Consider the following 23789-nt stretch of genomic DNA (forward strand, 5'->3'; position numbering starts at 1 on the left):
GACTAACCATGGACACGAACCTAAAAACAGCTGATCATGATGCTGCCTGCATTCCTCCTCTTATTCTGATCAGCTGCTATTTCTTGTCTTGCTTCATTACGCTCATTGTGTATCTTACAGATGGGACGTCGAACGTCTATTCCAATTTTATGTACTTGCCCATTGCCATTGTTTCCGCATCACAGGGCAAGAAGCCAGGCATGATTCATGCTGCTGTCAGCGCGCTGCTCATCGGCCCCTTTATGCCCTTAGATGTCTCCCTGCATCAAAGCCAGCCACTCGAAAACTGGATGATCCGCCTTACCTTATATGTGATTATTGCATTTGTTATCGGCTTCTTTGCGGATTATTATAAACAAGAATTTGATCGAAACCTCAGACACGAAAAAGAACTCTATGAATCTCAAATTGCTACGATCTACTCATTGGTGCGCTTATTAGAATCAAGAGATGTGACATCCGGTTTTCATGTTGAACGCGTTTCCACACTGTGCAAGCTGCTCGCTGAATATCTGCAGCGTTTGCCTAAATACAAAACCATAATTAATGATGTATTCATTGATAACCTGTATAAATCAAGTCCCTTGCATGATATCGGAAAAGTCGGCATACCGGATAAAATTCTGCTTAAGCCAGGTAAGCTTACTGTAGAGGAATTTGAGGTGATGAAGACACATACAACGATTGGCGCAAATACACTCACACAAGTGCAAGATAAGTATTCGGGAAATAAATTTCTCGAGCTCGGTATTGAGCTCACACGTTGGCACCATGAAAGATGGGATGGAACCGGATATCCCGACGGACTGAAAGGTGAAAAGATCCCGCTTTCCGCACGAATCGTTGCCATAGCTGATGTCTATGAGGCACTGCGATCCAAGCGCGTCTATAAATCGGCTTATTCCCATGAAAAAGCTACTCAGATTATTAAGGAATACCGCAGTTCACATTTCGATCCGAAGCTGGTTGACGTATTTCTTGAGCATGCGGATGCGTTTGAAGCTGCCTTTGATCAATTTAGCAGCTAATTGTCTCAGAAAAACCATGTCATCAATTCCTTGGCGGTGATGCAACCCATTCATACAAAAGGTCATCCAATCCCTCCTCATTTTCATGACCCCGCGCAATAATCACAAATCCATTCCGTTCATAAAAACGCTGCGCCTTATGATTGACCTCGAATGTATACAGCCGAAGCCGCCCACAGGATTCTTTTTTTGCCAGGTCTACAAAAGTCCGTCCAATCCCGCAATTTTGATAGTCTGGATATACGTACAGTTGATTAATTTCCTGCCGATTAAAAGCAAGCAGCCCGGCAACACGATCTGATTGGCTCTCAATGGCAAGCTTAATGTCGTTGTCTTTATTCAACATGTGATTAAGAAAATAGACGTGATTTTCAAACGAATGGCCTTCCTTCCGACCAATCGCCTGCTCCTTGCTTTTCCGCCACATTGTCACAGTTTTCTTGGCGTAGCGCGGATCATAGTCGATGATTTTGATGGTTGGGTTCATAGCACTCCCTAATCCTTTACTCAATTTCTGTAACCTGCTGCAATTGTTCCCCGATTCGGTCCTTACACTGCCTACATTTTTGCTGCATAGCCCTCTTTTTCCGCATAACCAAGCAGATATAAAAATGCCGGAGCAGGGATTCGCACGACTGGGATTCTTGTATGATGGGCGGTCACACCATAATCCTCCGCCCGCTTCGTGATGACAAGAGCACCTTGTGTCTTCTTGCTGTTATCATTAGCAAGCTCAATAATTGCATCTGTTTCCGGAATACGCGAATTTTCCCGATACTTAACTTCGCATAAAATTCTGGCGGCAGGAAGTTCGACCACAACATCGACTTCTTTTTCGTTCTCTTTAAGCTTACGATAATAACCCACCTGCGCATTTGTTGTGTAGTAAAAAGCAGCAATATGCTTATATACTGTCGTTTCAACCATAACGCCCATTTCATTCGGGTCAGTGATGACATCTTCCAACATCAGTACAGCATTACGTATGGCAGCATCAGCGACATAGATTTTTGATCTGCCTTTTAAAATCCCTTTGCCGTCAACCCCTATTGGATCACTTATATAGATTAAATTTGCTTCTTTCAAAAAGCGTATATAATTTGATAAAGTGATCTTGTTCATGCTATCAAGCTCTTTAGCCATCGCTGATATATTGATGATATTTGATGAATTCATACATAGGTACAAAAAGACTTTTTCGAGCTGCAAGGGATTTCGTACATTAAAGAGTGTTAAAATATCTCGCTTGATTACTTTATCGACTACATCTTCACGAAGCATTCTTTGTGAAAATGCATCATCATGCGACAGAGCAAGTTCTGGAAACCCGCCTACGGTAAGATAACGACTAAAGTGCTGTTGCAATGGAGAGAGTTTGGTCATGAGATCAGTTAAATCAGTCTGAGGCATTCGATAAAGCTGCGTTGGACGTATTCCTGACCCGAGTTGCGGTCTTGAAGGTACCTGTAAAAGATCGCAGTATTCATAGAAAGACAAGGTAGGAATTTTGAGCACACTCCATCGGCCTACGCCGCTATCGGCCGAACCCTTTTCTAGAGCCGGGCTCGCCGAACCTGTTGCAACAAGGCGCAAATTGAGATGTGTATCATATAAGGTCTTGATCCATACTTCCCAATCCTCCGCATACTGAACTTCATCAAAGAAAAAATAAAGTTCTCCTTCTGTAGGATAAGCATTCTCATATACCCTTAGTACTCCGTCAAAGCCACCCAGCTTTAGGATCGGATTATCAAAAGATAAGTAAACGATATTTCTAGCGGAGACTCCTTTTTCCAAGAGATCCTGAATGAGCTGATACATAATGGTTGTCTTACCAACTCGTCTTGCGCCTGATAAAATCACAAATCTGCGCACATCTCTATGAAAGAGCAGCTTTTTCGATTCATAATAAGCAAACCGATGGTGCGGCGGTGCCGTTTTCTCAGAGACGGGTATGCCTTTCCACCAGGGATTATATTGAATTAACAAATTCAGTAATTTCTCATCAGTAAATGAAATCATGATTATCCCTCCATATTTATATATCATACTATACATTTTCGTCACATTTATGAATAGTATACTATAAACGTCAAATTCATCATATATCATTATTGATCAGTTTCTACCCCATCATCGAAAATTCAGCTATAACTTATGTACTACACGTGTAAGAATTAAGAAGGTTGCTCATGAAGGAGTTACCTAAGATTTGCACGGCCGAATATGAAGTCATGAAAGTGATCTGGAACCATGCCCCTATCAGCACCAACGAAGGCACAGAAAAATTGAAACGGACGACCAAATGGAAAGGGAAGACATCCAGACAATGTTGAAGCGCCTCGTTCAAAAAGGCGCACTGACCTATCCTTTCTCGCAACAGCAGATTTATCCGCATATCGACTTGATCCGCTTAATGAAACGCGTTCGCTCGTCTTTATTTCTCAGTAGCTTTCTCACCCTTTTCCGTGATGAAAAGTAAGCCCTGAACTCTTGATCTTCTTCAATGAACGTGCTAATCGAAGGATGCTCCTTTACCAATTGCTGAAACCAGTATCGCTCTTGAACGGAACGGACATTGAATGCTCTTTTCTGCTCTCTTGACAAGAAAAAGTACTTACAATAGGAAAGAGAGTCTTTAATCAGTTCCCATAACCCTTGTTCATCGATCATGTCCTTCACCTCAAATATTGATTTTCAATACACCGCGCCGGTCTGAATTCATAAAGACTGATGGAATCGATGGTTGCGCGAAACGGTTTAAAGTGTTCTGCAACAATCGGAAGTGCTTTCTGCACTGCTTCAGACTCATCGATTAACAACGTGGCATGCGCCGCCCATTCATGCTCATCTCGGTTGCCCTGAATAAAATGACTTTGGAGATCAAGCAAGTCATGAGTCACATTAGGTGCAAGAAACAAAACAGTTAAGCCAAATAAGCCAATATGACTGAGTGTCAAATTAAAACTGCTGGTCTCATGACATACAGTTTGCAACCGTTCCTTAATCTCTGATTCTTGATTCGAATCAAAGGAAGCTAACGTCAAATGATAGAGTAGATTGGAGGTTTGTTGTCCACTAATCCCTTGTTCCTTAAGCAATTGCTGAATGTGATTCATTTTGCTCTGTGTTTCGCGGTCAAATTGAGCGAGCACGTATAACATTTTGTCCGGCATTATTTTCCCCTTCATTCATCAACTATAGACCAACGTGTTTCTACCTCATTCTTAAAAAGATCAATTGTCTCGATCTGCTGACATACTTGCCCTTCAAAAGTAAATTTCACAATCCACGGCATTAAGTGCTTCATTCGTTCAAAATCCTCGAATCCGTATGTAGGATCATAATAATTGATGATCGTGCTAAGTGCCGTACCGTGACTTCCGACAGCCAAAATTTTACCACTGTGTTCATTCAGCAAATGATTCAGCTTGCCAATCGTTCGCTCCTGAACCTCGCTCAGGCTCCCTCCATCCTGCAGTTTAAAGCTAAAGTCTTCCCATTGCCTCTTTGAAAACGCATGAAAATCATCAATCCATTCACCGCCCACTTTTCGCTCACGGAAATCTTTAACAAGATGTACATGAAAGTTTTGTTGATCTGCGAATTGCTTGACTGTGTCCACCGCTCGCCTATAAGGGCTGGATAAGACAACATCCACATTCTTATCTTGCAGATAGCCCGTCACCAATTCTCTGTCCTTCATTCCTTTGTCGGTGAGCGGCCGGAGCTTGTCATTATGCACACGGATATCCGATTCAGCATGTCGCACAAAATAAATAATGGTCATTTGGAAATCCTCTCAGTAGATTTTGCCCGAAGATAATCCTCTTTCAGCATGCCAAAAATCTTTGTATCAAAATAGTCGTTATTGTAGCAAATCGCCTCACGTTGAATCCCTTCAAGCACAAACCCATTCTTACGGTAGACTTTTTCCGCCCGGGGGTTAAAGCTGTAAACGCCTAGCTCTACTTTATGAAGACCAAGCACTATGAACCCGTAATCCAAAAACAGTTTAATAGCTTCCGTACCAAATCCTTGATCGCAACCCGCTGCGCCGATCAAGATGCGAAAATTCACATTGAGTGTGCTTTCATCAAATTCGTTGAAAACAACCTCTCCGACTAATTCTCCATTGTCTCTTCGAACAATTCCAAGATCCAGACGATCGGCCTGCTCGCTACGCAATTTGTACCATTCTTTGATTCGTTCCACTTCTTCAGGAGGGAAAGGAGCATTCGCTTGCTCATCACTGTCAACCGATCCAGTCAAACGCCTAAGCTCCGGCTCAGATATTATGTCAATCATTTTTTCCCAATCATTTGCTTCAAAAGGTCTTAAAATAACCTTGACGCCTTCTAAAACAGGCTTCGTGCGAAAATCAAGTTCAGACTTCATGTGCTGCTCCTCATAAAGTTATTCTTAGCAAAAAAATCTCCAATATGGAGAAATAGGTACGTGTGATCAACTTTTCAGCTATTATTATTATTCGGATCTCCAAATAAAATTTTCATGTAATCGCGTCTACCATAAAGCACACGCAAGACATAGATATGATCATGCTCATGACGATAAAAAACAAAATAACTTCCGACTATTAAGAAACGACAATCAATTTGTATGCTCGCTTTTGAAGATAAAAGAGCTCCTGAATCAGGAAATTCAGAAAGTCTGTGGATGGATTTTGTGATTTTGGTAATCGTATTAATCGCTGCTTCTGAGTTTTCAAGCTCCGACTCAATATATTTCTTGATCTCTTTTAAATCGACTTGCGCCATGGGAGATATAGAAATGATCATGTTACAATCCCAATGACTTTTCTACTTCATTAAGCGTTAACCAGCCTTTATCACGTCCGGCTTTTTCGCCTTCAGCGAGCTGTGCCATCAACTTCATGGTTGCTTGCGTTTTCTCGTAATCGGCAAGATCAATGATCGCGTATCTCCCTCTTCCATTCTTAGTAAGAAAGACCGGCTCACCTTCAGCAACATCACGCAACACTTCATTGTAGTTTCTTAAATCCGAAACAGGTTTAATATTCGGCATTGGCTCACTCCTTTAATAGTTGTTCTTATTATACGTTAATTTGACGTAAAATAACACATCAAGAACAACAGCAATATAACTTATCGGGGCATGCTTAATTCGATATTATCTTGAGCTTGCTTCATGTTAATCCTACAAAAAATATAATGGCCCAAGACAAATGGGGCAGCTTCAAAAAAGCTAAAAAAGCTCTCCTGCTCGTCTCTTATGTGTCAAATGACAGTAGAAGAGCAGAAAAGCAAAGTTCTATTATTGGAGTTTTAAAGAATGAAAAACAGAATTAAAATCTTGATTCCATAGCCGCGTCTTCATTCAGTTCAACGGAAAGACGTCCGCCTCGCCGCTGAACTGAAACACGGTGATCGTAGAAAGCGGTCATGATTTCAGGCGTCATGACCTCGCTCGCATGTCCGGATTTGAATACAGTTCCGGCTTTGAGCAGAAGCGTATGGTCAAAACATGGCAGAAGTTCTTCGACATGGTGCGTCACGAAAATCATAGACGGTGTATCTGCCGATTTTGCCAGTTCGGCAATCATCGACAGCATCTGTTCTCTTGCGAACAGATCCAGCCCATTGCAAGGTTCATCCAGAATCAGCAGCTCGGGATCCGCCATTAACGCACGGGCGATCAGCACCCTTTGCTTTTCGCCTTGCGACAGAAGCCCGAACGCTCGGTTTTCAAATGATTCACAGCCGAGTTGGTTTAACAAGGCGTGTGCCTTTTCTCGTTCGGCGGGCGACGTTTGCTCGTATAAACCAATCGAGGCGAATTTGCCGCTGAGCACAATCGCTTCCGGACGTTCGCCCGATCTGAATTTCTCAGAGAGTGCAGAACTGACCCAGCCGATTTTCTTGCGCAATTCGCGCAGATCGCATGTCCCGAACGGCCGATTCAATACAGACAGTGTGCCGTTCGTCGGCCAGATATAACCATTAATCATTTTCAGCAAAGTCGTTTTCCCCGAGCCATTCAGCCCGACAAGCGACCAGTGTTCACCCGTGCGGACCTGCCAGTCCACGTTCTTGAGAACTGTATGATCCGAACGCACCCAGCTGATCTTTCGAGCATCAATGATCATAAATAGTCCCACCTTTCAGAGATTGCAGACATTCCGATTTTCAACCGAAACCATTTGTTTGAGCAGGGCTAGTTCTTCCAGATCAGCATTGCCGCCGCTGACAATTAAGCCGACGTGCTTTTCTTTCACAGGCACACGGTCGAAAAGCACTGCCGCAAGCGAAGCAGCCCCGGCACCTTCGACCAGCATCTTGCTTCGTTCAAGCATCAGAAGCATTGCCTGGGCAATTTCCGAATCTGTGACGGTTACCAAATCATCAAGATAATGTCTCAGGACAGGAACGGTACGTTCGCCTGGTTTATCAACGAGAATCCCTTCGGCTATGCCTGGCGATTGGCGATTTGCCTGTTTCTTAGCATGATGAAAAAGGTTATACGCCGCTGGTGCATGATCGGATTGAACGCCAATCACACGTATGCTTGGCTTAGCACTTTTTAAATAACAGACCGTTCCGGCTGCCAGTCCCCCGCCGCCTATCGGTACGAGAACGGTGTCAAGCTCCGAACATTGTGTGAACATTTCTGCGGCGACTGTCCCTTGGCCGGCGATCACTTGATTATCATCGAAAGCATGAACAAAAACAGAATGATTAGCTTGACATTCGGCAAGCGCCGCTTCATAGGCTTCCTGATAAGATGCGCCCACCAGCACAACCTCAGCACCATAAGCGGCAGTTGCTTGAATTTTCGCCTGCGGGGTACGCTCCGGCATAAAGATTTTTGCCAATGCACCTCGTTTGGATGCTGCATAAGCAATCCCTTGGGCATGGTTGCCCGCAGACGCGGTCACAATACCGCGGTCCAGTTCTTTTACTGGTAAATGAGCCATTTTATTAAACGCCCCACGAAGCTTAAATGATCCGGTCCGCTGCATATTTTCCAGTTTCAAATGCAGATGTGCTCCGCTGATTCGGTTCAAGGTTGCCGACTCAAGCATCGGTGTCCGATGAACAACAGGCGTCAGTATTTCACGGGCCTCTGCGATATCCGCTGCTGACACATAATCCCCAATGGTCTTCACCCCTTCATCTGTTGTGATTCGGATTGGTAGGACGGTTTATTGTGCAACATTTGCTGTGATATCTTCGCTGTCCTGCTTACCTTCTTTAACAAAAGGCATCAGTTTGCGCAATTCTCGTCCAACACGTTCAAGCTCCGAATTGTTTTCTTTCTGCTGAAGTGCGTTGAAAATCGGACGGCCGACTTTGTTTTCAAGTACCCAGTCACGGGCAAATTTACCAGACTGAATATTTTCCAGAACTTTTTTCATACGGGCTTTTACACCGTCATCGATGACATAACGTCCGACGGTGAAGTCACCGAATTTAGAAGTATCGGAGCAGGAGTAGCGCATACCAGTAAGGCCGTTTTCATAGATCAGATCAGTGAGCATTTTCATTTCGTGACAAGTTTCAAAATAGGCATTTTCCGGCTGATAGCCCGCTTCAACGAGCGTCTCAAATGCAGCCTCAATCAAGTGTGTCAATCCGCCCATCAGTACCGCTTGTTCACCAAAAAGATCTGTCTCCGTCTCTTCTTTGAACGTGGTTTTCAGTACACCGGCACGAGCCGCGCCGAGAGCCTTGGCCCAAGCGAGTGCGAGTTCCTCTGCTTCACCGGACGGGTTCTGCTCAACAGCGTAGAAAGCCGGAACACCGCCTCCATTCAGATATTCACGACGGCAGAAGTGACCTGGACCTTTTGGAGCGACCATGAATACATCGACGTCTTTTGGAGGAAGGATCTGAGTGAAATGGATGTTGAAGCCATGTGAGAAAGCGAGTGCGTTTCCTGGTTCAAGCCCTTCTTGAACTTCACTGTAATAGACCTCCGGCTGACGTTCGTCAGGGAGCAGCATCATGACAATATCTGCCTCAGCAGCAGCCTCCTTGACACTTTTCACCGGAAAACCATCGCGCTGCGCCTTATCCCAAGACTTGCCCGGCCTCACGCCGATTGTTACAGAAAAGCCGCTGTCGCGCAGGTTCTGAGCCTGAGAATGTCCTTGTGAACCGTAACCAAGAACCGCTATGTTCTTTCCGCGCAATACATTTTCATTGATATCTTTGTCATAGTAAACTTTCGCTGTCATTTTCGTATCCCCTTATCTATTTTTAATTTATTGCCAATAGTGAAATATTTTTAACTAAGCGTGTTCAGCCGCGTATCCATTTTCACCAGATGAGGCAACTGAATACACATCAACCAACTTTTCTGCTTGCCTGACAAAACGATTCAACTGACGTTCGCAATCCGCAGCCAGTGTCATCGCCATCTGAAACCGATCCCCTTCTCGCTCAGCATGCAGATCAGCAACCGACAGATTTCCGCGTGCAAGCAGCATAGTTACCCGTGCAAGCACATCAGGACTCGCCGCGGTTTCAACCATTACCGTCCGTTTCATTGACTCACACCCCCGTCATTTCCATAAGGCCCTTGCCGGGAGGAACCATCGGCGCAACATTTTCCATTTGTTTGACAGTACAGTCGACAAGAAACGGTCCATCGGTTGCAAATACTGATTCGATCACCTCTGCTGCACAGGAAGGATCAGTCAGCCGCTGAGCAGCAATACCATAGCTTTCCGCAAGCCGGACGAAATCGGGCTGCATTTCGGGAATTGATTCGGCATAGCGTTCCCCGTAAAACGCTTCCTGCCATTGTCGAACCATGCCTAACGTATGATTGTTCAGAATAAAAATTTTTACTGGAAGCTTGCGCTCTGTAATGACCGCAAGTTCTTGAAGCGTCATCTGAAAGCCGCCATCGCCTATAATCGCCACAACCTTTTTCTGCGGACAAGCAATCTGAGCGCCAATGGCAGCCGGAAGACCGAAGCCCATGGTCCCCAGTCCGCCCGAGCTAACAAAGCGGTTTGGCTGTTCAAAATGATAATACTGAGCCGTCCACATTTGGTGCTGCCCGACATCGGTCGCTACAACAGCATCAGGTCCGGCAAAGCGGCAAATCTGTTCAATGACGTATTGCGGCAGCAATTCCCGGCTTGCCAGCACGTGATCGTAATGTATCGGATGCGCATCTGCATAGCCATACAGATGATTCAACCAGGCGCGGTGCCCCGGCATCGGCTCTTTTAAAGCACTCTGCAATTGATCAAGGACCGCCCCAGCATCACCAACTAAACCATAGTCGGTGTGCACCACTTTTCCAATTTCTGAAGCATCAATATCGACATGCGCCACTTCAGCATTCGGGGCAAATTTTTCAAGATTCCCGGTCAGTCGGTCATCAAAGCGTGAACCGATATTCAGCAGCAGATCGCATTCGGAAAGTGCCATATTAGCAGCAAACGTTCCATGCATTCCGCCCATTCCAAGAAACAGCGGGTGCGATGCGGGCATACTTCCGAGGCCTAGAAATGTCGTAACCACCGGCAAATGACATGTTTCAGCAAATACCCGCAATTTTCTCGCTGCATGAGCATGAAGCACACCTGCTCCGGAAAGCAGCACCGGCCGCTCAGCCTTCTTCAACGCTTGAACGAGTTGATTCACCACACGGGCATCTGCCTTGTTCGGCACACAATAGCCGGGAAGCTGAAAATCACGAACTAAATCCGGTGCATTTTCCAGCCGTCCCGCGCAAATGTCCTTCGGCAGATCAACCAAAACCGGTCCCGGACGCCCGCTTGTCGCCAAGAAAAATGCTTTGGCAACCACCTCAGGAAGCTCGTTCGCATTGCGGACGCGGAAATTATGCTTCGTTACCGATCCGGTAATTCCGATCACATCCGCCTCCTGAAACGCATCGGTATTAATCGCCTGCCTCGTCACCTGTCCGGTAAAAACAACGAGCGGCAGTGAATCGATCAGCGCATCCATCAATCCTGTAACAAGATTCGTCGCACCAGGACCGCTCGTTGCAAACACAACACCGGGCTTACCCGAAACGCGGGCATAGCCTTCGGCGGCATGCACCGCCCCCTGTTCATGCCGAGCAAGCACATGGCGCATGTGGTGACGATAAACCGCATCATAGAGCGGCAATACCGCACCTCCCGGATAACCAAAAAGCACTTCCGCTCCCGATTGTCTGATCAAACGGATCAGTAAATCTGCGCCTGTTTCTGTGCGTTGTTCCGTTCTTTCGGTCACTTAAGGTTCCTCCTCTCTTTTTCTGTATAAGCCTTTGTCTCTGAGGCACTTCATCCTTTTCTGTATTTTTCTGCCTCAAGCCCTCGAAATCCACCTCCGATTTTTCATATCTGCAAGCGGAAATTTTTGGGTTGGCACAAATGTTAATCACTTTAAAAAATTCAGTCAACCCCTCTTTTTGTATTTTTCCCACCATTTTTCAAGCGCTCTTATGGAAGAAAATAACTCAAAAAAATTTTTTGAACTGCAGGCAAACCGGCTGCAATCAGCACAATCAGTAATTTGTGCAAATTTATTATTGACACCGATTTCCAGCAGTGCTATAGTTGCGGTACTAAAAAATTCGACAATTCAGGTAAGGAGCAATTTGCTATGAATCGCCCATTACAACGCATGGTTAAAGCCATTATTATTATTAGCTAGGGTCCCGGCATCCGTTGACAACTTAACGAATGCTTGGACCCAGCTTCGCGTTGGATGGGTTCAGGCAAAGCCGCCCATTCACAATCGAATGGGCGGCTTTTTATTTTGATTAAAACAAGGAGGGTTTTCTGTGAACGACCAATACTGTACGAAACCAAACGTTCAAATGTATCTCACATGGCTTTTAGTCAATCTGTTCCGCGATGTTGTCGGAGGCCGCTTTGTTTCACTCGTTTCTGCGAAAAGCAACGGGAGCAAAAAAATACGTGCTTCATTTCTGCCCTTTCGTTCTGCGCTTCTTCACTTTCCGACGGTAGTATACCCTAGAGAAACGAAATCTTTCATCGTCCGATGCCCGTCACGGGATATCGGCTTCACGATTCACGTTCTTTCTACTGCCGAACATACCGAACCAATCAAAAGAAATTCAAAAAAAACAAGCTGCAATCCGCCCGATTATTCATTCCCTGATTCAATTCATTCACGTATCCACCCTCAACATCAAGGTACGATTCATCAACAGTTCGTTATTCAAAAGCTCAGTATTGCCCGTCGAGATGGTTGATCATTACCTTATTGATGGATCGTTCAGTTTTCCGGATCGAGCAAGTACAGCAATCAAAAATTTAAGCAGGGCGGTGTTCAGACACCACCATTCGAGGTGCTTGTGTGAATCCATCGTAATTCAACCTTATTCTGAAAAAGATCAATCGTCTCAATCTGTTTGCATGTTTGATCATCAAACGTCATTTTCACGATCCACGGCATGAGCTGCTTCATTTGCTCAAAATTCGCAAATTCATAGGTAGAATCATAATAGTTGATGATCATACTGAGTGCGGTGCCATGGCAGCCAATGACCAACACTTGATGATTGCGTTCGTTCAGGATCTGGTTCAATGCGCGGGTCACGCGTTCTTGAACTTCGCTGAGACTTTCGCCGCCTTCCAATTTAAAACGAAAGTCGTTCCACTGCCGCTCGGCATATGCACGAAAATCTTCGACCCATTCACCTACACTCCGCTCACGGAAATCTTCATCCTTATATATAGGAAGATTCTTCAGATTCGCAAGTTGCTTCACGGTGTCCACCGCCCGCTTATAGGGACTGGATAAGACCTGATCAATAGGTTGGTTGCACAGATAATTCGTCACCATTACTCGGTCGCGCATTCCCTTTTCTGTTAAAGGACGCAGTCGATCGTTATGGATCCGAAAATCCGATTCAGCATGACGTACAAAATAGATCGTTGTCATTGAGTAACCTCTTCCTGTGCGTCCACGCATGCCACTTGATTCCGTCCCTCACCTTTCGCCTGATAAAGCGCCCGATCTGCACGGATCATCAACTGAGAAAGCGCAACACTGTTTGATTGAGACAGCGTCACTCCGATACTTGCAGTCAGCAGTACCTCTGATCCGTCATTCAGTATTATTTTCGCATCTTCAATAGACCTTCGAATCTGTTCCGCAATACACATCGCTTTTGCATTGTTCGTATTCACAAGCAAGATCGCAAACTCTTCGCCACCAATACGGCCAAACAGATCATGGTCGCTTAACACGTACCGGACGGCCTCAGCGGCTTTCTGCAAAGCCATGTCTCCGACAGTATGACCAAACAAATCATTGATTTTCTTAAAATGATCGATATCAAAAAATAGTAACGCACGCGCTTCGTTATAAGTGCCCTGTTTCTTCAGTTCATTTTGAGCAGCACGTTCAAAGGCCCCTCGATTATAAATGCCTGTCAGCACATCGATATGTGCAAGAATCGACAGTTTAGCTTCCATTTGTTCCGAATGCCTTCGATAGTAAAAGGCAGCGTACGCAAGGCCAACAAAGTTAGCCACTACACTAGATACGTACATAAACTGCGTCATATATAGGTTTGTTTTCGTCATTGGCGGATACAAATGTGAATAATAAAACAGAAAGAGCGTGGCAGCGAAAAGAAAAAACGTGACGATGAAGCGTAGTGAAATAGACCATCTTGCGAAGAAAACAATCGGCACCAGAGCAAAAAAATAATAGTAATACCCTTGATCCCAGCCAAAAACCAGAATACAAAAAACAGAATGAAGCGCGATCTCACAAATCCAGACAAAGCTCGCAACGCGCGCATAGCCCCTACGATTGAGCACGAAACACAAGAGATCAAGAACAACAGCAAGACAATTATTTATGAATGTTATTGGATTTCCTAAGAAGTAGAAAATCGGAATAAACAGGATATGTGCGACACAGGCAAAGATAAACATAGTATTGCAAAATATGGAAAACTTCCGATCACGATCACTACTACTCGAGTGAGCATTTTGAACCTCTTTGGCCAATAGCGCCCTCATCACTAACTCATCCTCTACATTGTAACCGCTTAATCAATCCCTTTGTTTCTATATCGGAACGCGGAAAAAAAAGCTTAACTGCAAAATATGCCATAACTTTTTTAAGATCAGATCATTATATCATGGTAAGAGTCTGTAAGTTTAAAAAAGATCGCCGGAAGATATATTCTATGGAGGCGAATAGAAGAAGCGAGAGACATCTTCAATATATGGCGCCACAAGCCTCAAGGTGTTCTGCGCTATGTCTAACATCATGATTCGAAAGATCATCCCCATTAGTGGACATGATTTTTCCTACCTTCATTATCTTTATTAATTACTCAATAAACTCATAAAGATGATAAATAGTGTACTAACGACAACACAGGTGATCAGCACATAGCCAAGAATCCTAATCGGCTTCGGGAGCTTTTTCATCTCGATTTTCTCTGGTCTTCCGGAGATTTTGTCAATGTGATCAATGACATCGTTGAAGGGCTTCTTCTCTTTTTCGAGCATTGTTCATCCTCCCAGCATCAATAGTATCTCAGCTAAATAGCTGCTTTTGAAAAAAAGCTTCCCTAGTATGAATCGTATAAAGCAAAACCAGAATTGACCATATCATATTGCCAATGAAGGGCTGTTGATAGTGCGCCAGCGATAGTGCCAGACTTATTGCTCCGAAGAGAAAAGAATAGCTGATCATCGCCCAGAAGCCCCATTTTCTAAGCTTCATATATCCATAAATCATGATCAGTGTGGCAAGAGCAAGCACTACTCTGAATAGGCGATCATATGAACTTGGTAGCGCAAATCGTATCGTTATATTTATTGGGTTGGCATCAGCATCATAAAAAATTGCCGTGAATATCAGGACAAGGGAGCCCAGAATATAAAAGTAGCTAATTAACGAGATACCGAGTGGCTTTTTCAATTAGCCTCACCTCTGAATTGAAGCGTCTTCAACGTAGCATAGCATGATAGATCCTAATTCTCAATAAGGGCTTCTAAAACAAACCTGTCGCCAACTTAGTTCACAACCAATGCCCTCCGCCCCATCGCATTGTAGATCTGGATGAATTTATCCTTTTTCACTTTAACATTTTTGCCACTTAGTGGAGTAGATTCACTATCATTAAAGTACACCCAGTCGTTGTCGGCTCCGGTAACCACAATACAGTGCAATGGTCTTGGTGAGCTAATCCGTTTCCCATCCGGCGTTACCCAAACTCTGGGTGTCGGTAGTTCATGAGTAATGGTGAACCAAACGAGGACGGGTTTTCCTTTCGCTACATAGTCTTGAATGACGCTGAAATCTTTTCCGTATAAGGCTAGGCCGTCGCTGCGGTAGCGGTCAAGGACTTGTTTTAATGGATTGGGATTGATCGTGATGCCTGCGCCATAAGGATCACCGATGAAGCCTACTTCGGGATCGCCCCAGGTTTTCACGGTGCCGTCAGCATTTTTGGTAAGGGGCGTATTGTCTCGCGGCATTTGGCTGGCAATCTTGGCCTTATCAATGTTGATACCATAATAGCGAAGCGCCATCGTCAGAGCGACCGCTTCACATCCGGAGGGCAGCTCTGGTCTTTGTTTAATTAAAGGAACATCAAGCAACTTTAACGTGTGGCTTGATGTTGTTTTAGTTAAGTTGGCGTTCATTGTTGATGACGAAGATTTTCTTGATGAATCGTTCTCGATCACTATCGGTTGAGTATTTTCTTGTTTTTCACTTACATATTTATGATTCGGGGGTAAAGCAGATGATGAATCTGCCTCCACAGTATTTCCACACGCAGTTAAAATAATGCTAAATGAACAGAGTAATAGAATAATAAAAAGAACAGATTTTTTCATAATACACCTCTCTGTTCTTTATATCGGTATAACCCCTAATTCAATTAACTTATTTTTCCATATTTATATCAAAAAAGTTAAATGCTTCATCAAATAATATAATATTGATGAAAAAAATGAGCGTTCACACTCAACATTCTCTGTTTCAACCTACAACCAATGCTCTTCTCCCCATCGCATCATAGATTTTGATAAACTTTTCTCTCTCCACTTTGACATCTTTTCCGCTTAGTTCGGTGGATTCACAATCATTGAAGTAAACATAGTCCTCATCAGCGCCGGTAATAACGATGCAGTGCAGCGGTCTCGGAGCGAATACTTCTTTGCCTGCCGGTGTATGCCAGTATCTCAAAATGGGCATCTCATGTGAAATGGTGAACCAGATGAGGACGGGCTTGCCGCTCGCCACATAATTCTGAACGACGCTGAAATCTTTTCCATACAGGGCAATGCCTCCGCTACGGTATCGATCAAGCACTTGTTTTAACGGGGTAGGATTAATCGTAATGCCATCACCGCGGGGATCGCCGACAAAACCGTCTTCCGGATCGCCCCATGATTTAATCGAGCCATCTGCATTTCTTGTTGCTGGGGTTGTGTCGAGCGGCATTTGGTCAACGATCGTTTGCTTGTCGACGTCTATTCCGTAGTAGTGGAGCGCCATTGTTAAGGCTACGCCTTCACATCCGGTAGGCAGCTCCGGCCTTTGTTTGATTAAAGGTACATCGAGTCGTTTTGTTGTGTTTGATTGTTTATTTGCGGTCATCGCTTCCACGTCCTCAAATCATTTTTTGCTGCATGTATTGATCTCTAATTTTACTTTTCACTAATTTTTATAATTATTATAACAAATCCTAGACAACTGCTTATGGCATAAATCTACCATTATAGTGTTGCTTTAAGATCAAACGCAGAATAATTTTGGGGTTCACGAAGTTGAATTTCAACGCCTTCAACTCGAGCAAGAAAGGTCCCTCGTCTCATCTTTCGAATAAATAAATCCACTTGCCGATCTGTTCCTTCGGCCGCTAGTTCCACTCGTCCATCGTCTCTGTTTCTGATCCATCCTTTTATATGGTACTGACTTGCGATTTGTTTAATAAAATATCGAAAACCCACACCTTGAACGCGACCGGAAACCATCAAATGCACGCTTTTCATAGCTTCATGTTCCATTTTTGCTGCCTCCTTATTCATTTTCAAACCAAAACACCTTACCCATGAATCACGGCAAGGTGTTTGACAAGAATAATAGATCTGACTCGACTTGATTATTTTTTCTTTATTGAATACCTTTTTTTATGAGTTTCTCAAATTCTTCACGAACCTGAGGAACAGACAACCCGACAATGACTTGGAATGCTTTACCACGCCGCACAACACCGTGAGCACCTCCTGCTTTGAACGCTCCGTCAGGCAGAACGATGCTATCGTCTTTGACCGTGACCCGAAGTCGTGTTGCACAGTTAGTGACATCTTGAATGTTGTCATAGCCTCCAAGTGCATCGAGGTACACAGCTGCCGATTCCGTAAATTGATTGCCTGATGCTCCATTTTTTCCGCCTGCTACTTTATTTTTGTAATCCGCTTTGGTATACAGTTGAGTCTCTTCCTCATCCGCTTCACGTCCAGGAGTCGCAAAGTTGAATTTCAGAATTAAGAAGCGGAACAAGAAGAAATAGATAGCAATAAAAATTATTCCGATAATCCATTGAGCTACATAGGTCATCCAATGATTTGCAAACAGTGGAATCCAGTTCTTGGTCGCCATATCAATGATGCCGCTATCCATACTGCCGACAACACCGAAAAAGTACATCGTCGCATCCATGAGGCCGCAAAGCAGTGCGTGAACCACAAACAGCACTGGAGCTGCAAACAAAAAGGTGAATTCAAACGGCTCCGTGATTCCTGCCGCAACGGCTGTCAGAACAGCCGGAATGAGCAGTGCGAGTAGCTTTTTTCTTTTCTCGGGTTTCGCTGTCACATAGAATGCGGCGGCAATGCCAATAGGCGGCCAAATTTTATCGTTGCCAAATAAAGAAAATCCGCCAGCTGGGAACAACGTTTTTAACGATTTCGTTGATTCGGAAAAGCTTTGCATATTGGCAAGCCAGCTCTTAACAATGCCATCTGGAGTCACTGCCGGTCCGTACAAGAAAGGAAGATAAATAAAATGATGAAGTCCTGTCGGAATCAGTACACGTTCAAGAAAACTGTAAATGAACACACCGAGAACTCCAGATGAAGCCATGAACACCTGCAACGACGAAATTCCATGTTGCACCATCGGCCAAAGCCAGCAAGCTAAAAAGGCAACGGGCAGCATGGTGAAAAAGCCAAGAATAACGACAAATGCTGACCCTTGGAAAACCCCAAGCCATTCTGGCAATTTTGTATTAAAGTACTTGTTGTGCAGCCAGACAACAATTGCAGAAAGGACGATTGCGCCGAGAACGCTTGTATCCAGCGTCTTAATTCCGGCAATTAGCTTTAAGCCTGTTCCCTGCACCTGGGTCGGATCAACATTGAAATTGATGCCGAATGTTTTTCCCCAGAATCCTAAGATCGTATTCACATAATAATTAAACGTAAGATAAACAATAATGGATTCCATCGCCGCCCGTCCATTGGCTTCTTTGGCGAGACCAATAGGCAGACCGACGACAAACAGCAATTCCATTTGATTAAACACTGTCCATCCGCCATTCTGAATAATCATCCAGAACTTATACCAAAAAGTACTGGTATCCGCGATTCCGCCGACAATCAATGGATTCGTCAGCATAATGGATATTGCCAGAATTAATCCGGAAAAAGCAAACAATAAAACCGGTGTAAACATTGCTCCGCCAAAGCGTTGAAACTTTTGCATCATCTGAACCGCCTCCTACATAATATCTGATATGAACCATTTGAACGACATAGTAATGTAAACGCTTACGTATTAATTTTATGTTAAATAAAAGCGTTTACAATACGTTTGTGATAAAACGGGAATAAGTCATGCCTAAAGAGAAAGGTTTCAAGAACTGGGAATTGTCACAAGCTTTCTAATGAGCTCAGAGAAACCTAAAATTCTTATTTAACCTTGTTGTTTATTTTTTCTATTCAACTCAGGCAACATCTTACTGCTTTCTTACCGATATCTGCTCGTTTTTTCATTCGCACCGATCCTTTCGGGTAATCAATCCATTATTAGATTTACTATAAAAAATGAAATGCACCAAAATTATTCTCTCTCATCTATCTTTCTCAAACATCAACCAAAAAAACGATGTATTCGTAGTGGCATTTTTATAGAAATGATGCATGTTAGGTACGCAACTCTTTATCCAATGCAAGACATCTTCTAGATTGGTATTTGAGAAAATTCCCAAGAAACGTGACTTTATCCAATAAAGAAAACGCTTTCCCTAATGCTTTTGAAACTATTGTAACCGTTTCAAAAATGAGTAACATGAGGGGTGTAAACGATAACGAAATAAAAAAATCAGTCAAAAACTCAAATGGAGGGATTCATTATGAAGAAATTTTCCATTGTTATTGCCGGCGGCGGAAGTACCTATACTCCCGGCATTGTCATGACACTACTCAAACACTTGGACCGCTTCCCGATCCGTCAATTAAAACTTTACGATAATGACGGCGAACGTCAGAAAGTCATTGGCGATGCATGCGAAGTTATCCTTAGAGAAAAGGCACCTGAAATCAATTTTGTTGCAACAACTGATCCAGAGGAAGGTTTCACAGACGTTGACTTTGTTATGGCTCAGATTCGTGTCGGAAAATATGCAATGCGTGATAAAGATGAAAAAATTCCTCTGAAATACGGTGTTATTGGTCAAGAAACTTGTGGACCTGGTGGTATTGCTTATGGCCTCCGCTCCATTGGCGGTGTGCTGGAAATCGCTGATTACATGGAAAAATATTCACCGAATGCTTGGATGCTCAACTACTCAAACCCGGCTTCAATCGTTGCCGAAGCTACTCGCCGTCTGAGACCGAATTCGAAAATTCTCAATATCTGCGATATGCCAGTCGGCATTCAAGAACGTATGGCTCAGGTTGCCGGTCTGAAATACTACAACGATTTGGAAGTTCGCTATTTCGGATTGAATCACTTCGGCTGGTGGACCTCGGTTTGTGACAAACAAGGAAACGATTTGATGCCGAAAATTCGCGACTATGTAGCAGAACACGGCTATCTTCTTCCACATGAACAGGGTACCGAAGCCAGCTGGGAAGCAACCTTTGGCATGGCTAAGAACACCTTTGCTCTTGATCCGGAGCGTTTTCCAAACACATATTTACAATACTATCTGTACACCAAATATGAAGCAGAACACATGGATCCGCATCATACACGTACGGATGAAGTTCGCGCCGGTCGTGAAAAATTCGTATTCAGTGAATGCCGAAGAATTGCAGCATCACAATCAATTGAAGACTTGAAATTCGAACCGGACGATCATTCGAACTACATCGTTGATCTCTCCCGTGCGATCGCTTACAACACACACGAACGCATGCTGGTGATTGTTGAAAATAACGGTGCTGTCTCTAATTTCGAACCAACGGCTATGGTCGAGGTCCCTTGCATCGTTGGAGCGAACGGTCCGGAACGTTTGGCTATGGGGACCATTCCGCGTTTCCAAAAAGGCTTGTTGGAACAACAGGTGGCTGTGGAAAAATTGGCAGTTGATGCTTGGGTTGAACATTCTTATCTCAAGCTTTGGCAGGCACTGACCTTGTCGCACACAGTTCCAGATGCAGCGGTAGCCAAGAAGATCCTTGATGACTTGGTTGAAGCCAATAAAGAATTCTGGCCGGAACTGAAAAAAGACGATAAAGCAAAAGCGTTGGAACTCAGCTTAAGCTGATTGATCGTTGCCAATTTTCTAATACCCTGCTATGCTTTTTATAGCAGGGTATTGGAGCATTAGGGCTTCTCATGTTTTCCATTTCTGAAAACGTTTAACATCTGAGTACCTGCCCCTTTAATTTCTGCTCATTAATCGAAACTTAACTTGAAAAAGTTAATTGTTTCAAGGAGACAGGATCATCCTAATGAAACTTGAGATGCTGATTAATAAAAATTACGACCAATTGAATGAAACAGATCTGTCCACTCTGCATTACATCATTGATCATAAAAAAGAGTGCGCGGAGCAAAGCATTACAGAATTGGCTAAAAGCTGCAAAATTTCAAAGTCATCTATTTTGCGTACTGCTCAGAAACTTGGCTTTTCCGGGTTCAGTGAGTTTAAGTATTCACTGAAAAATGACCTGGAACCTGAAGTGGAACACAGCATGGACTATATTCAGCAGACGATAGCAGACATTAACAAAACGATGGATTTATTTCATAAAACCGATCTTGCACCGATTTATGAGAAAATACATTCGGCAAAAAATATTTTCGCATACGGAACGGGTTGGGCTCAGCGCAATGCCATTAATGAATTGGAACGTAATTTTCTTAACAGCGGAAAAATGATTCACAATCTGGTTGCCAAACGAGAACTTGAGATGATCATTCCGTATCTCAATGAAGAGGACCTCTTGATTATTGTTTCGTTGAGCGGCGATATCTCAAATATTATTGATAACATTCGTTTTCTCAGTATGAAGAACGTTCCCATACTTTCGATTACCAATACACGTTTTGATCATAATGAGCTGGCCAATCTCGTGCCGTACAATCTCTATTTTCTTGCAACAGAATACCCCATTCATAAGACGATGCACGTCTCAGAAGATCCGACAGCTCTGGCTGCATTATCCGTCTTATGCGAAGCATTCTTTTTTGGCTACATCAAACAAATTTCAAATAGAGAAGGTGATAGACAATGAAACAACGAATCCGAAACTTGCTTATGATTCAGATCTCTTTTAAAAAGCTATATGGATATCTGACTGCTTTCACACTGATTCTCCCGTTCCTTTACGCTGTCTATCTTTTTTTGACCATGATGCGGGAAAAAACCGATTTTCATACACTGCTGCTCTCGCACCCACTCTATTCCGTTATGTTCATGGGCGTCATGCTGAACTTGTTTTGGGGCTACCTTCTGTTTCAATTATCTCATGACCTTGACAACACGGAAGGAAGAAATTTTAGCTACGGCGTCTTAGCCCTACTGTCTATTTGTCAGTTTTTAGTAGGTAATGTTGTAACCGCTATCATGTCGATTTTTGTCATGATGCACGCAGACGCACAATTGAAAGACAGCTTTTCGATTCGTCATTTGCTGCACTATCGTCTGTTTTCAGCAATTGCAACCGCCCTAGTTCTTTTCTCATTGCTGTGCAGCTTCGCATTAGTACGACTGACATTCTTTACTTGAAAATGAGTGAATAAAAATTGAAAGAGGCGATCGATATGTTCGGCAAACTATTTCAAAAACAAGCACTGAAAGAAGAAAAGGTCTATGCACCAATATCAGGTACATCGCTGATGGTTACAGATGTTCCGGATCCGGTTTTCTCTGAGAAAATGATGGGTGAAGGAATGGCAATCACACCGGATATCCGGACGCATACCATCGTTGCTCCCGTGGATGGCGAAGTGATTCAACTCGCTTCTACGAAGCATGCATTCGGCATCCGTTCGAAATTAGGCGAAGAAATTCTCGTCCATATCGGACTGGATACCGTAGAGCTCAAAGGCGAAGGCTTTGAAAACCTCGTTCATGTCGGCGATAAAGTCAAAGCTGGTCAACCCGTGATGAAGGTGGATTTTGATTTCATTAGCGAAAAAGGGAAAGGCATCGTTGTCCCCATTGTGATCACGAATACTGCGGAAGATAAATTTTCCTTTAATTGGTCAGAATTGACCCAAGTCAAAGCCGGGGAATCCGTACTATTTACATCAACACTTAAATAAAAGGACTGAACCCTTCCACAGACAAAGTAACGAGGAGTGTTGACTTTGAAACTAGTCGCCATTGATCTGGACGGAACACTATTGAACAAGGATCATATAATCAGTTCTGAAAATATGAACGCAGTTTCCGCAGCATCAAAGCATCATCTGGTTGCGATTGCTACAGGACGGGCAATCATGGATGTTCAAGCGATGCTTAGGAACGAAGTGCAGCTGCCTGTGATCGCTTCAAACGGTGCGACAATTTTTGATCGCAGCGGTCAGCTTCTAAGTAAAGAATCGATTCCACAGGATGCTGCTGAACAATTGATTGCATACGCAGAATACCACCATCTCTACTATGAGGTAACGGTGGAGCATGATCTGCTTGCTCCGCCAGACGGCAAGATCATTCTTCGGAAAGAACTTGACCAATTAGAAAATAATCTGACAAAAGAAACAGCGCAAAAGGCTTGGGAACGCGCAGAAGTCCAGTTTAATCAGGCAGGTTGGCTGCCTCGTTCAGAGATAGGTACGCTCATCCGCAACGGCCGTGCCATATACAAACTGCTCATATTTTCTTTTAATATGCATACCCTTGCTGATTTCAAGGAGCATTTCGCTGATCGAACGGATATTACTTGCACCAACTCAGTAGGCTATACAGTGGAATTCAACTCAAGTAAAATCGACAAAGGTAAAGCAATCCGTCAGTTAGCCAAACATTACAGTGTCCATCAAAAAGATACCATTGTCATCGGCGACGGCCATAACGATCTGCCCATGTTTCGCACGGCCGCAACACAAGTTGCCATGGGCAATGCCATTCCTTCGATCAAGGAAATAAGCTCCTATGTCACGCTCGACTGCAATCACAATGGCGTCGCATACAGCTTGAAAAATCAGCTGCAACTATTCTAGTTCATAGTCAAAAAGATCATTCGCTGACTCAGTGAATGATCTTTTTTTATTGCGCTCATTTTCTACTCACTTTTCTTCTCAACTTTTAAAGCAGTAAAAATGTCCCCATCTTTGGCAGACAACC

29 protein-coding genes are annotated in these 23789 nt (G+C 43.7%); 9 read left to right on the forward strand and 20 right to left on the reverse strand.

Annotated elements, in window-relative coordinates; all coding sequences use genetic code 11:
• Positions 1-8 precede the first annotated feature (8 nt).
• Positions 9-1028, forward strand: a complete 1020-nt coding sequence (locus AC6F33_RS13765) for an HD-GYP domain-containing protein (RefSeq protein WP_255748980.1) — start codon at positions 9-11, stop codon at positions 1026-1028.
• A 22-nt stretch (positions 1029-1050) separates the two neighbouring features.
• Here the strand turns inward: AC6F33_RS13765 and AC6F33_RS13770 are convergent, their stop codons facing one another.
• The gene (locus tag AC6F33_RS13770) at positions 1051-1515 is read right to left on the reverse strand and encodes a GNAT family N-acetyltransferase (protein WP_480948792.1); all 465 of its coding nucleotides are present in this window, start codon (positions 1513-1515) and stop codon (positions 1051-1053) included.
• A 71-nt stretch (positions 1516-1586) separates the two neighbouring features.
• Positions 1587-3050, reverse strand: a complete 1464-nt coding sequence (locus tag AC6F33_RS13775; protein ID WP_480948630.1) for an ATP-binding protein — start codon at positions 3048-3050, stop codon at positions 1587-1589.
• 170 nt (positions 3051-3220) lie between these two features.
• Here AC6F33_RS13775 and AC6F33_RS13780 point away from each other — a divergent pair, with 170 nt between their 5' ends.
• Positions 3221-3364 carry a BlaI/MecI/CopY family transcriptional regulator gene (locus tag AC6F33_RS13780; RefSeq protein ID WP_480952910.1) on the forward strand — a complete coding sequence of 48 codons (144 nt, stop codon included), beginning with the start codon at positions 3221-3223 and terminating at the stop codon, positions 3362-3364.
• Entirely contained in the window at positions 3358-3510 is a 153-nt protein-coding gene (locus tag AC6F33_RS13785) for a hypothetical protein (RefSeq protein ID WP_480952911.1), read from the forward strand. Before AC6F33_RS13780 ends, AC6F33_RS13785 begins: the two co-directional genes overlap by 7 nt.
• Positions 3511-3706: 196 nt before the next feature.
• Here the strand turns inward: AC6F33_RS13785 and AC6F33_RS13790 are convergent, their stop codons facing one another.
• The 10 genes from AC6F33_RS13790 to ilvB form a co-directional block, all read right to left on the reverse strand.
• Positions 3707-4204, reverse strand: coding sequence for a 2'-5' RNA ligase family protein (locus AC6F33_RS13790; protein ID WP_480948632.1), 498 nt, complete (start codon positions 4202-4204; stop codon positions 3707-3709).
• Positions 4205-4215: 11 nt separating this feature from the next.
• Positions 4216-4818, reverse strand: a complete 603-nt coding sequence (locus tag AC6F33_RS13795) for a histidine phosphatase family protein (protein WP_480948633.1) — start codon at positions 4816-4818, stop codon at positions 4216-4218.
• On the reverse strand, positions 4815-5426 hold the full coding sequence (locus AC6F33_RS13800; protein ID WP_480948634.1) for a GNAT family N-acetyltransferase: 612 nt from the start codon (positions 5424-5426) through the stop codon (positions 4815-4817). Before AC6F33_RS13800 ends, AC6F33_RS13795 begins: the two co-directional genes overlap by 4 nt.
• Positions 5427-5500: 74 nt before the next feature.
• Entirely contained in the window at positions 5501-5827 is a 327-nt protein-coding gene (locus AC6F33_RS13805; protein ID WP_480948635.1) for a type II toxin-antitoxin system RelE/ParE family toxin, read from the reverse strand.
• 1 nt (position 5828) lies between these two features.
• On the reverse strand, positions 5829-6074 hold the full coding sequence (locus AC6F33_RS13810; RefSeq protein ID WP_255748976.1) for a type II toxin-antitoxin system prevent-host-death family antitoxin: 246 nt from the start codon (positions 6072-6074) through the stop codon (positions 5829-5831).
• A 280-nt stretch (positions 6075-6354) separates the two neighbouring features.
• Positions 6355-7155 carry an ABC transporter ATP-binding protein gene (locus AC6F33_RS13815; protein WP_255748968.1) on the reverse strand — a complete coding sequence of 267 codons (801 nt, stop codon included), beginning with the start codon at positions 7153-7155 and terminating at the stop codon, positions 6355-6357.
• Between the two features lie 15 nt (positions 7156-7170).
• Complete coding sequence (locus AC6F33_RS13820) at positions 7171-8175, reverse strand: threonine ammonia-lyase (protein WP_255748967.1); 1005 nt, start codon at positions 8173-8175, stop codon at positions 7171-7173.
• Between the two features lie 36 nt (positions 8176-8211).
• Positions 8212-9246, reverse strand: coding sequence for a ketol-acid reductoisomerase (gene ilvC / locus AC6F33_RS13825; RefSeq protein WP_500777284.1), 1035 nt, complete (start codon positions 9244-9246; stop codon positions 8212-8214).
• 54 nt (positions 9247-9300) lie between these two features.
• The gene (locus AC6F33_RS13830) at positions 9301-9558 is read right to left on the reverse strand and encodes an ACT domain-containing protein (RefSeq protein WP_255748965.1); all 258 of its coding nucleotides are present in this window, start codon (positions 9556-9558) and stop codon (positions 9301-9303) included.
• A 4-nt stretch (positions 9559-9562) separates the two neighbouring features.
• Positions 9563-11269 carry a biosynthetic-type acetolactate synthase large subunit gene (gene ilvB, locus AC6F33_RS13835; RefSeq protein ID WP_500777285.1) on the reverse strand — a complete coding sequence of 569 codons (1707 nt, stop codon included), beginning with the start codon at positions 11267-11269 and terminating at the stop codon, positions 9563-9565.
• 553 nt (positions 11270-11822) lie between these two features.
• Here ilvB and AC6F33_RS13840 point away from each other — a divergent pair.
• On the forward strand, positions 11823-12257 hold the full coding sequence (locus AC6F33_RS13840; protein ID WP_480948648.1) for a hypothetical protein: 435 nt from the start codon (positions 11823-11825) through the stop codon (positions 12255-12257).
• Between the two features lie 77 nt (positions 12258-12334).
• Here the strand turns inward: AC6F33_RS13840 and AC6F33_RS13845 are convergent, their stop codons facing one another.
• The 8 genes from AC6F33_RS13845 to AC6F33_RS13880 all read right to left on the reverse strand — a co-directional run bounded on the left by AC6F33_RS13845 (position 12335) and on the right by AC6F33_RS13880 (position 18754).
• A complete protein-coding gene (locus AC6F33_RS13845; RefSeq protein ID WP_480948649.1) occupies positions 12335-12949 on the reverse strand; it encodes a histidine phosphatase family protein in 615 nt (204 codons plus the stop codon).
• Positions 12946-14040, reverse strand: coding sequence for a GGDEF domain-containing protein (locus AC6F33_RS13850; RefSeq protein WP_480948650.1), 1095 nt, complete (start codon positions 14038-14040; stop codon positions 12946-12948). Before AC6F33_RS13850 ends, AC6F33_RS13845 begins: the two co-directional genes overlap by 4 nt.
• A gap of 312 nt (positions 14041-14352) precedes the next feature.
• Positions 14353-14538, reverse strand: coding sequence for an amino acid transporter (locus AC6F33_RS13855; protein WP_480948651.1), 186 nt, complete (start codon positions 14536-14538; stop codon positions 14353-14355).
• Between the two features lie 28 nt (positions 14539-14566).
• Positions 14567-14953, reverse strand: a complete 387-nt coding sequence (locus AC6F33_RS13860; RefSeq protein WP_480948652.1) for a hypothetical protein — start codon at positions 14951-14953, stop codon at positions 14567-14569.
• A gap of 95 nt (positions 14954-15048) precedes the next feature.
• Complete coding sequence (locus AC6F33_RS13865; RefSeq protein WP_480948653.1) at positions 15049-15876, reverse strand: C39 family peptidase; 828 nt, start codon at positions 15874-15876, stop codon at positions 15049-15051.
• 145 nt (positions 15877-16021) lie between these two features.
• The gene (locus tag AC6F33_RS13870) at positions 16022-16642 is read right to left on the reverse strand and encodes a C39 family peptidase (protein WP_480948654.1); all 621 of its coding nucleotides are present in this window, start codon (positions 16640-16642) and stop codon (positions 16022-16024) included.
• 119 nt (positions 16643-16761) lie between these two features.
• Complete coding sequence (locus tag AC6F33_RS13875) at positions 16762-17052, reverse strand: acylphosphatase (protein WP_480948655.1); 291 nt, start codon at positions 17050-17052, stop codon at positions 16762-16764.
• A gap of 106 nt (positions 17053-17158) precedes the next feature.
• A complete protein-coding gene (locus tag AC6F33_RS13880) occupies positions 17159-18754 on the reverse strand; it encodes an alpha-glucoside-specific PTS transporter subunit IIBC (RefSeq protein WP_480948656.1) in 1596 nt (531 codons plus the stop codon).
• 646 nt (positions 18755-19400) lie between these two features.
• On the opposite strand from AC6F33_RS13880, the gene AC6F33_RS13885 reads away from it, so the two are divergent.
• The 5 genes from AC6F33_RS13885 to AC6F33_RS13905 all read left to right on the forward strand — a co-directional run bounded on the left by AC6F33_RS13885 (position 19401) and on the right by AC6F33_RS13905 (position 23665).
• On the forward strand, positions 19401-20759 hold the full coding sequence (locus tag AC6F33_RS13885) for a 6-phospho-alpha-glucosidase (protein ID WP_480948657.1): 1359 nt from the start codon (positions 19401-19403) through the stop codon (positions 20757-20759).
• A gap of 187 nt (positions 20760-20946) precedes the next feature.
• A complete protein-coding gene (locus tag AC6F33_RS13890; RefSeq protein WP_480948658.1) occupies positions 20947-21732 on the forward strand; it encodes a MurR/RpiR family transcriptional regulator in 786 nt (261 codons plus the stop codon).
• Positions 21729-22226, forward strand: a complete 498-nt coding sequence (locus AC6F33_RS13895; protein ID WP_480948659.1) for a hypothetical protein — start codon at positions 21729-21731, stop codon at positions 22224-22226. The genes AC6F33_RS13890 and AC6F33_RS13895 overlap by 4 nt, the downstream gene beginning before the upstream one ends.
• A 35-nt stretch (positions 22227-22261) precedes the next feature.
• Entirely contained in the window at positions 22262-22765 is a 504-nt protein-coding gene (locus AC6F33_RS13900) for a PTS sugar transporter subunit IIA (RefSeq protein ID WP_480948794.1), read from the forward strand.
• A 45-nt stretch (positions 22766-22810) separates the two neighbouring features.
• Positions 22811-23665, forward strand: coding sequence for a Cof-type HAD-IIB family hydrolase (locus AC6F33_RS13905; protein ID WP_480948660.1), 855 nt, complete (start codon positions 22811-22813; stop codon positions 23663-23665).
• The last annotated feature ends 124 nt before the right edge of the window (positions 23666-23789 follow it).

Source organism: Sporolactobacillus sp. BBK16-2, from assembly GCF_059878335.1.

Coding starts and splice junctions, on each gene's coding strand:
- AC6F33_RS13765 (WP_255748980.1), top strand. CDS start 9: ATGGACACGAACCTAAAAACAGCTGATCATGATGCTGCCTGCATTCCT.
- AC6F33_RS13770 (WP_480948792.1), bottom strand. CDS start 1,515: ATGAACCCAACCATCAAAATCATCGACTATGATCCGCGCTACGCCAAG.
- AC6F33_RS13775 (WP_480948630.1), bottom strand. CDS start 3,050: ATGATTTCATTTACTGATGAGAAATTACTGAATTTGTTAATTCAATAT.
- AC6F33_RS13780 (WP_480952910.1), top strand. CDS start 3,221: ATGAAGGAGTTACCTAAGATTTGCACGGCCGAATATGAAGTCATGAAA.
- AC6F33_RS13785 (WP_480952911.1), top strand. CDS start 3,358: ATGTTGAAGCGCCTCGTTCAAAAAGGCGCACTGACCTATCCTTTCTCG.
- AC6F33_RS13790 (WP_480948632.1), bottom strand. CDS start 4,204: ATGCCGGACAAAATGTTATACGTGCTCGCTCAATTTGACCGCGAAACA.
- AC6F33_RS13795 (WP_480948633.1), bottom strand. CDS start 4,818: ATGACCATTATTTATTTTGTGCGACATGCTGAATCGGATATCCGTGTG.
- AC6F33_RS13800 (WP_480948634.1), bottom strand. CDS start 5,426: ATGAAGTCTGAACTTGATTTTCGCACGAAGCCTGTTTTAGAAGGCGTC.
- AC6F33_RS13805 (WP_480948635.1), bottom strand. CDS start 5,827: ATGATCATTTCTATATCTCCCATGGCGCAAGTCGATTTAAAAGAGATC.
- AC6F33_RS13810 (WP_255748976.1), bottom strand. CDS start 6,074: ATGCCGAATATTAAACCTGTTTCGGATTTAAGAAACTACAATGAAGTG.
- AC6F33_RS13815 (WP_255748968.1), bottom strand. CDS start 7,155: ATGATCATTGATGCTCGAAAGATCAGCTGGGTGCGTTCGGATCATACA.
- ilvC (WP_500777284.1), bottom strand. CDS start 9,246: ATGACAGCGAAAGTTTACTATGACAAAGATATCAATGAAAATGTATTG.
- AC6F33_RS13830 (WP_255748965.1), bottom strand. CDS start 9,558: ATGAAACGGACGGTAATGGTTGAAACCGCGGCGAGTCCTGATGTGCTT.
- AC6F33_RS13845 (WP_480948649.1), bottom strand. CDS start 12,949: ATGACAACGATCTATTTTGTACGTCATGCTGAATCGGATTTTCGGATC.
- AC6F33_RS13850 (WP_480948650.1), bottom strand. CDS start 14,040: ATGAGGGCGCTATTGGCCAAAGAGGTTCAAAATGCTCACTCGAGTAGT.
- AC6F33_RS13855 (WP_480948651.1), bottom strand. CDS start 14,538: ATGCTCGAAAAAGAGAAGAAGCCCTTCAACGATGTCATTGATCACATT.
- AC6F33_RS13865 (WP_480948653.1), bottom strand. CDS start 15,876: ATGAAAAAATCTGTTCTTTTTATTATTCTATTACTCTGTTCATTTAGC.
- AC6F33_RS13870 (WP_480948654.1), bottom strand. CDS start 16,642: ATGACCGCAAATAAACAATCAAACACAACAAAACGACTCGATGTACCT.
- AC6F33_RS13875 (WP_480948655.1), bottom strand. CDS start 17,052: ATGGAACATGAAGCTATGAAAAGCGTGCATTTGATGGTTTCCGGTCGC.
- AC6F33_RS13880 (WP_480948656.1), bottom strand. CDS start 18,754: ATGATGCAAAAGTTTCAACGCTTTGGCGGAGCAATGTTTACACCGGTT.
- AC6F33_RS13885 (WP_480948657.1), top strand. CDS start 19,401: ATGAAGAAATTTTCCATTGTTATTGCCGGCGGCGGAAGTACCTATACT.
- AC6F33_RS13890 (WP_480948658.1), top strand. CDS start 20,947: ATGAAACTTGAGATGCTGATTAATAAAAATTACGACCAATTGAATGAA.
- AC6F33_RS13895 (WP_480948659.1), top strand. CDS start 21,729: ATGAAACAACGAATCCGAAACTTGCTTATGATTCAGATCTCTTTTAAA.
- AC6F33_RS13900 (WP_480948794.1), top strand. CDS start 22,262: ATGTTCGGCAAACTATTTCAAAAACAAGCACTGAAAGAAGAAAAGGTC.